Genomic DNA, 6340 nt, shown 5'->3' with positions numbered 1-6340 from the left:
TCGGCGGCGGCTTCTTCGGCGGCTCCGCCGCCGCCGCCACCGCCACCGCCGCCGCCGCCGGAGCCGCCGAAGAAGCCGCCGCCGAAGATCGTCGAGAAGATCAAGCCGCCGCCGACTCCGCCGCCGCCGGCTCCGCCGCCGGTCGTCACGGAGACGCCGACGCCGATGTCCACTCCCGCTCCGCCGCCCGCTCCGCCGGCTCCGCCTGCGGCTCCGGTCGACATTGCGCCGAGCGAGAACATCAGCTACCGCAAGATGCGTCCGCCGAAGTATCCGCCGCAGGCCGTGCGCGAGCATCACACCGGCAAGGTCATCCTGAAGGTGTTGATTGCGACCGACGGTTCGCCGAAGGAAATCACCGTGGAGAAGTCGTCCGGATATCGCGAGCTCGATCAGGCTGCGATTGCGGCGGCGAAGACTTGGATGTTTAATCCGGGAAGCAAGGGTGGCCAGCCGTATGAAGGCTACGCACTGATCCCGGTCGATTTCACCTTGGCAGATTGATTTAAATGTGACGATTGCCGGCGATTCCGGCGGAATTTCAGGACCACAAACTTAAGGGTAAGGTTATGTTACAAGAAGCAGCTTCCGCTCCGGTTGCCGGACAAGGCAATGCCGCCGCTCTCACGCAGATGGGCTTCGAACATCTGCTGCACAACTTCGACACCTTAGGTCTGGTTGTGTTCGTCACGCTCGTGATCATGTCGCTCGGCTCGGTGTTCTTCATCATCGTCAACGCCTGGCGCATGTTCAACATTCGCCGTCGCGGCGACTCGGTACGCGAACAGTTTTTCGAAACCAAGTCTCTGACCGATGCCAAGCGCCATCTCGAAGAGCAGCCGGGTTGGGAGCCGTTCTCGAAGATCGCTCTCGATGTCACCGTGGCCGCCGAACAGCACAGTCAGGCTCAAGGCAGTCGCCTCGCCGAGACCTTGAATCGCTCGGAGTACGTCGACCGCGCTCTGCGTCAGGGCGTCGCTCGCGAAAGTGGCCGTCTCGAAACCGGTCTGACGTGGCTCGCCACGACGGGCTCGACCGCGCCGTTCGTCGGTCTGCTCGGTACCGTGTGGGGCATCTACCACGCCCTGCTCAAGATCGGTGCCAGCGGCAACGCGTCGATGGACGCCGTCGCGGGTCCGGTCGGTGAGGCGCTCATCATGACCACGATCGGTCTGGGCGTCGCCATCCCGGCGGTGCTCGCCTACAACGTGTTCAACCGCGCCAACCGCGTTACGCTCGGCAAGTTCGACGAGTTCGCTCACGACCTCCACGACTTCTTTGTCAGCGGTTCGCGCGTCGAAGGAAAGTAAGCCATGGCAATGAGTGCGGGCGGTAACAGCGGCGGCATCATGGCGGAAATCAACGTCACGCCGCTCGTCGACGTGATGTTGGTGCTGCTGATCATCTTCATGATCACGACGCAGTTGGCTCAACCGAAGATCAAGGTCGAATTGCCGCAAGGCACCTTGATCGCGCCGCCGACCGACACTCCGCCGGTGCCGCCGGTCACCATTGCCGTGCGTCACGACGGAACGATGTACTGGAACGACGAGCAGGTCACCGAGAGCCAGCTCCAGGCCCAGCTTCGAGTCGTCGCGCCGCAGGCAACGCAGCCGGAAATCCAGATTCGTGCCGACAAGGATACCGAGTACCAGCTCGTGGCCAATGTCATGACCAACGCGAAGAACGCGGGCATGGTCAAGGTCGGCTTCATCACGACGCCGCAGCACGGCGGTCAGTAACAGGTTTGAAGAGAAAGAATCATGGCATTCAGTGCAGGTAACAGCGGCGGCGGCGCGATGGCCGACATCAACGTGACGCCGCTCGTGGACGTCATGCTCGTGCTCCTGATCATCTTCATGATCACGGCGCCGATGCTGACTCATCGCATCAAGATCGACCTGCCGCAGCCGACGAACAATCCGCCGCCGCAAGTCGAGAATCCGCCCGACCCGATCACGCTGTCGGTGCGTTCGAGCGGGCAGTTCTACTGGAACGACCAGCTCGTGTCGGAAGAACAGCTGCAGCAGATGCTGACGGTGACGTCGAAGAAGAGTCCGCAGCCGGAACTGCAGATTCAGGCCGACAAGACCGCGAAGTACCAGCTCGTTGCGACCGTTATGGCGGACGCGAAGAACGCCGGCATGACCAAAATCGGCTTCCAGCCGGCGCGTGGCGCGGGCCAGTAAAGCCGGTTCGCTCGCGAGTCGAAAAACAAACGCCGCAGCGATGCGGCGTTTTCTTTTGCGCTAATGAAAATCATGAAAATCGCCGCCGCGGATTTTGCCGCGGCTTCGGCACGCTATTCTGCGTGGGCACACTGCCGTGCCCAATGGAGACCGCCGGATGGCCGCTTTCACGCTCGATCGCGAATCCCCGACATTTGCACAGATCAACGTCACTCCGCTTGTCGACGTGATGCTGGTCTTGCTCGTGATCTTCATGATCGCAACGCCGCTGCTCACGCATAAGCTCACGCTCGACTTCTCGCACTGTTCGCTTGATTGCCCGTCCTCCGCCGATCCAGTGAAGCTCTCGATCAAGGAAACCGGCGAGCTGTACTGGAACGGCGTAGCGATCAATCGCGGCGAACTGGCGCGCAATCTCGCAACGATAGCGCAGCAGAACGATCCACCGCCGCTGACATTGCGTCCGGAGGCGCGGACGCGCTACGAACGGGTCGCCGACATCCTCGCGACTGCGAAGAACGCCAATCTGCGCCGGATCAGCATCGAGCCCGCCGGTCGCTGATCGCTTAGGCGGCGAGGATGCGCAGATAGGCCTTGATCGTGGCGTCGAGGCCCCCATACAGGGCCTCGCCGATCAGAGCATGGCCGATCGAGACTTCGGCGAGCTGTGGAATCGCAGCTTTCAACGTGCCGAGATTGGTCTGATTCAAATCGTGTCCGGCATTGACGCCGAGACCCGTGGCGAGGGCACTGTCGGCACAGGCGACGCACATGGCCAACTCGCGGGCATAGTCGCCGTGAGCGAAGGCTTCTGCATACGGCCCGGTGTAAATCTCCACTCTGTCGGCGCCGATCTCTGCGGCACGCGCGACGTCGACGGCGTCCATATCGACGAACAAACTGACTCGCGCGCCGAGTTGTTTCAACTGCGCAATGAGCGGCTTCAGCCGCGCCGCATCGGCACGCAGATCGAAGCCGTGATCGGAAGTGAGTTGTGCATCACCGTCGGGCACGAGCGTGACTTGCGTCGGCCGAGTTTCTTCGACCAGCGCGAGCAAGCCCGGGTAACCGCCGCGTGCGCCGGCGAAACCGTTACCCTCGATGTTGTACTCCACATCTCCGCCGATAAGCGACTTCAATGCGCGCACGTCGTCGGGACGAATATGTCTTTGATCAGGGCGGGGATGCACTGTGATGCCGGCCGCGCCGGCGGCGATGCAGGCCTTCGCGGCGGCGTAGACATCGGGCTCTTGGCCGCCGCGTGAATTGCGCAGCACGGCGATCTTGTTGACGTTGACGCTGAGTCGGGTCATGGGTCTTCTCAATGAACATATTTGCGCAGCGGCACGGCTTCGCGGCGCGTACCGGCGAGGTCGAGATCGATGCCGGCGACGCGACCGTCTGCAGTGCGCTTGATCTGCAACTCGACCGCGCCGTCCGCGTCGGTAAAACGACTGGGCGCATAAGGAAAAATACGTCGCCGCTCGGCCATCGTCCACTGTAAGTTCAAGCCCTGTGCGGATTCGGCGATGCGCAGCCAAGTTGCATCGTCGAGACGATAATCGCCGAGCATGGCGCTGCGCGCCGCAGCGTCGATCCCGATCGGCACGCGTGCAAGGCGCGGGGCGCGCGCGCTCAAGCGCTTCGCACTGACATTCTGGCCGCCGCCGTGCAATACGAGGCCGACGATCTCATCGATATCGCGGATGAAGGTGACACCGAACCCTGCGTCGTCGGCGACGAAGACATCTTTGTCCGCCGCTTGCAGGCGCGCCGGCAACGCGCCGGGCATTTGCAGGCTCAGTGCTTGTTCGTCCGCACGCACGATGGCGTCGACGCCGGAGGCGACCCGGTAGAGACCGGGATACTCTTCGAGGCGATTGCTTCCGGCATCGGCGAAGCCATGCGCGGTCTCGGGCGGCGAAGTGTCGCCCAACCAAGCGATGCCGAGTGCGGCGACGTCTTCGGTAGCATTGCCGAGCACGACGATGGCCTTCTGTTTGTCGGTGCGGAAACCGATGAAACTCGCGAATCCTGCCGTTTGGCTTGCGCGCCAGACGAGAGGCCAGGTCGCCGTGCCGTCGATCTTCTCGCGCACGTTCCAGCCGAAGCCGAGCTGGTCGGCCGGACCGGACGCATCCGGCCGCCGCGCGAGCAGCAGAGCGGCGCGCAACGGCGAATCGTTCGGTGTCAGATTGAGCTGCAGGAAGCCGAGCAGATCGGGCAAGCCGGCACGCAGTCCCGCCGCACCGATGAGGGCGCCGTAATGGCGATGCGGTGCGCTCGCACCTCTCGCATGTCCCGGCAACAGATCTGTGTCGTCCGCAAAGGTCAATCGCTTCAGCCCGAGCGGCGAAAAAATCTTGGCAGCGAGCGCTTCGCCAAGCGGCATCTGATAGATGCGGCCGAGCAAGTGACCGAGCAGGCCGGCGTTGAGGATCGAATAGCCGTACGCGGCATCGTCTGCTTTTGCACTCGAACGATGAAAGGCGAGCAGGGCAAGCAGATCTTCCGCAGCATAGCCGGCATAGGGGTCGTCGAGATCGGCGGGAAACAAATTCGCCGGTCGCGCGGGCAGCGCCGAATGTTGCGTGGCGAGCTGCAGCAGAGTGATTTTTCCGAGGCGCGCATCGGTGAACGGAAATGGCGCAGGCAGAAATTTCTCGATCGGATCGGAAAGCCGCAGCTTGCCTTCGAGCGCGGCCTGCGCGAGCAGAAGTCCAGTGAAGACCTCGCCGACCGCGCCGATTTCGAACAGACTTTTATCGTCGGCGGGTTTGGAATCCGCGCCGTCGCGATGGCCGAAATAGAAGGTCCCGCGCTGCTTGCCATCGATCAGGCCGACGGCGACGGATTGATACGCGCCGTTGGCGACACCGCGTTCGATCGTCTCGCGGAACGAGGCCGGTAGAAGTGTGGAATCGGGTGGAGACGTCGATTTGCGTGCTACTGACAGCGCCGGCAACGACAACAGCAAGGCGCACAGCACGCCTGCCCACGAACGATGCGCGCAGAGAAAACCCATGCGCCAAGAATAGCGCATGGGTCGTAACCGAAAGGAGATGTGTCGATTAAAGAAACCACGTCCGTGTGGAGGAGACCCTGTGGGGGAGTGCCTACTCAGACACGTTATGGCGGAGAAAGTTCGTTATGCCACGTCGGCAAACCCGCGTGGGTCAGCTTAGGGACAGGTTTCGGCAATCTCTTTCCACGCCACCGGATCCCAGTAGCCGCCCTTGTTGAGCTCGCTGGTGCGATCTTCGTTGAAGCGCGCGGCGATCAGCACCGTCGTATTCGGCTTGACGGTAATGGTCAGAGATTTCGGTTTGCTCTTGCGCAGGGATGCGAATTCGCCCATGCCCATCGCGCGCGTGGGAATGCGCTCGGCGACGAGCAGCTCGTGCGTACCGGCATCGACGCGATAACTCTTCGCGCCGTATGGGCCTGGAGCAGTTCCATCGACGAGCAGAATCGTCGCGCCGTAGAGCTTCTCCTGACGCGGCGCGAGATCGACCAGACCGATGCGGCCGCAACCCGTGGCGGCCGCCTGCGTGGGCAGATCGGCCGCCGCACCGGACACGCCGAGCGCGACGCGCAGTGCAGGCAGCTGCACGCTTTGCAACGGGCCGTTCAGCGCCAGCTGCGTACCGCCGCGAAGCACGTCGAGCTGCACGTTCGCATCGGCCGGCAACGCATCGACGCTGGACTTCAGCGTGGAGGCCGCGAGTGCGCGGCCATTGTCGTCTGCGCCGAGTTCGCGCAACGAGCGGCCGTTCACCGCGACGATGACGTCGCCCGGATGCACGCCGATCCGTTCGGCCGTGCCGCCTGGCGTGGTGCCGAACACGCGCAGACCGTCGCGTGCGTTGTTTGCACTGGTCGCATCGACGAGCAGGCCGAGATTGATCGAACGTTGCGCCGGCTCGTCGAGCTGAAGCGTCACTTGCTCCGGATGCGCGCCGAGCGCGCCCGTGCTGGCCAATCGCACGAGAACCTGATGCATTTCCTCACGCACGCGCTGGGTGACGGCGGTCGAAGTGGCACTGCCGCCGGACGCGTCGAGAGCAGGTGTGGTTGCCGCATCCGCGGCGAAAACGCCGCCGGCGGCGCCGAGCAAGATAGTCAAACCGAGTATGCGGGACATGGCACGT

The 6340-nt window shown here is 63.2% G+C and carries 8 protein-coding genes; 5 read left to right on the top strand and 3 right to left on the bottom strand.

The genetic code is table 11. The annotated features are described in order from the left end of the window. The first annotated feature begins 165 nt into the window (after positions 1–165). From FFS30_RS17625 to FFS30_RS17605, 5 genes are all read left to right on the top strand, one after another. Positions 166–504: an energy transducer TonB gene (locus FFS30_RS17625; protein WP_249352538.1), complete on the top strand. Its 339-nt coding sequence runs from the start codon at positions 166–168 to the stop codon at positions 502–504. Positions 505–569: 65 nt separating this feature from the next. Next, positions 570–1310, top strand: coding sequence for a MotA/TolQ/ExbB proton channel family protein (locus FFS30_RS17620; protein WP_137914479.1), 741 nt, complete (start codon positions 570–572; stop codon positions 1308–1310). 3 nt (positions 1311–1313) lie between these two features. Next, positions 1314–1742: a biopolymer transporter ExbD gene (locus tag FFS30_RS17615; RefSeq protein WP_137914478.1), complete on the top strand. Its 429-nt coding sequence runs from the start codon at positions 1314–1316 to the stop codon at positions 1740–1742. Between the two features lie 21 nt (positions 1743–1763). Further along, the gene (locus FFS30_RS17610; protein ID WP_137914477.1) at positions 1764–2189 is read left to right on the top strand and encodes a biopolymer transporter ExbD; all 426 of its coding nucleotides are present in this window, start codon (positions 1764–1766) and stop codon (positions 2187–2189) included. A 157-nt stretch (positions 2190–2346) separates the two neighbouring features. Then, on the top strand, positions 2347–2751 hold the full coding sequence (locus FFS30_RS17605; protein ID WP_137914476.1) for a biopolymer transporter ExbD: 405 nt from the start codon (positions 2347–2349) through the stop codon (positions 2749–2751). A gap of 4 nt (positions 2752–2755) precedes the next feature. Here the strand turns inward: FFS30_RS17605 and FFS30_RS17600 are convergent, their stop codons facing one another. The 3 genes from FFS30_RS17600 to FFS30_RS17590 all read right to left on the bottom strand — a co-directional run bounded on the left by FFS30_RS17600 (position 2756) and on the right by FFS30_RS17590 (position 6333). Next, positions 2756–3502 (bottom strand): pyridoxine 5'-phosphate synthase, encoded by a 747-nt coding sequence (locus tag FFS30_RS17600; protein ID WP_137914475.1) that lies wholly within the window; start codon positions 3500–3502, stop codon positions 2756–2758. 8 nt (positions 3503–3510) lie between these two features. Next, positions 3511–5232, bottom strand: coding sequence for a serine hydrolase domain-containing protein (locus FFS30_RS17595; RefSeq protein WP_137914474.1), 1722 nt, complete (start codon positions 5230–5232; stop codon positions 3511–3513). A gap of 138 nt (positions 5233–5370) precedes the next feature. Then, complete coding sequence (locus FFS30_RS17590) at positions 5371–6333, bottom strand: PDZ domain-containing protein (protein ID WP_137914473.1); 963 nt, start codon at positions 6331–6333, stop codon at positions 5371–5373. Between the last annotated feature and the right edge of the window lie 7 nt (positions 6334–6340).

The organism is Rudaea sp. 3F27F6 (assembly GCF_005503555.1).
Classification (GTDB): Bacteria; Pseudomonadota; Gammaproteobacteria; order Xanthomonadales; family Rhodanobacteraceae; genus Rudaea.
This window is presented reverse-complemented; position numbering and strand designations above follow the sequence as displayed.

Bases quoted from the DNA above. Each gene is read 5' to 3' on its own strand.
- FFS30_RS17625 (WP_249352538.1), top strand. From the start codon at position 166: ATGTCCACTCCCGCTCCGCCGCCCGCTCCGCCGGCTCCGCCTGCGGCT.
- FFS30_RS17620 (WP_137914479.1), top strand. From the start codon at position 570: ATGTTACAAGAAGCAGCTTCCGCTCCGGTTGCCGGACAAGGCAATGCC.
- FFS30_RS17615 (WP_137914478.1), top strand. From the start codon at position 1,314: ATGGCAATGAGTGCGGGCGGTAACAGCGGCGGCATCATGGCGGAAATC.
- FFS30_RS17610 (WP_137914477.1), top strand. From the start codon at position 1,764: ATGGCATTCAGTGCAGGTAACAGCGGCGGCGGCGCGATGGCCGACATC.
- FFS30_RS17605 (WP_137914476.1), top strand. From the start codon at position 2,347: ATGGCCGCTTTCACGCTCGATCGCGAATCCCCGACATTTGCACAGATC.
- FFS30_RS17600 (WP_137914475.1), bottom strand. From the start codon at position 3,502: ATGACCCGACTCAGCGTCAACGTCAACAAGATCGCCGTGCTGCGCAAT.
- FFS30_RS17595 (WP_137914474.1), bottom strand. From the start codon at position 5,232: ATGCGCTATTCTTGGCGCATGGGTTTTCTCTGCGCGCATCGTTCGTGG.
- FFS30_RS17590 (WP_137914473.1), bottom strand. From the start codon at position 6,333: ATGTCCCGCATACTCGGTTTGACTATCTTGCTCGGCGCCGCCGGCGGC.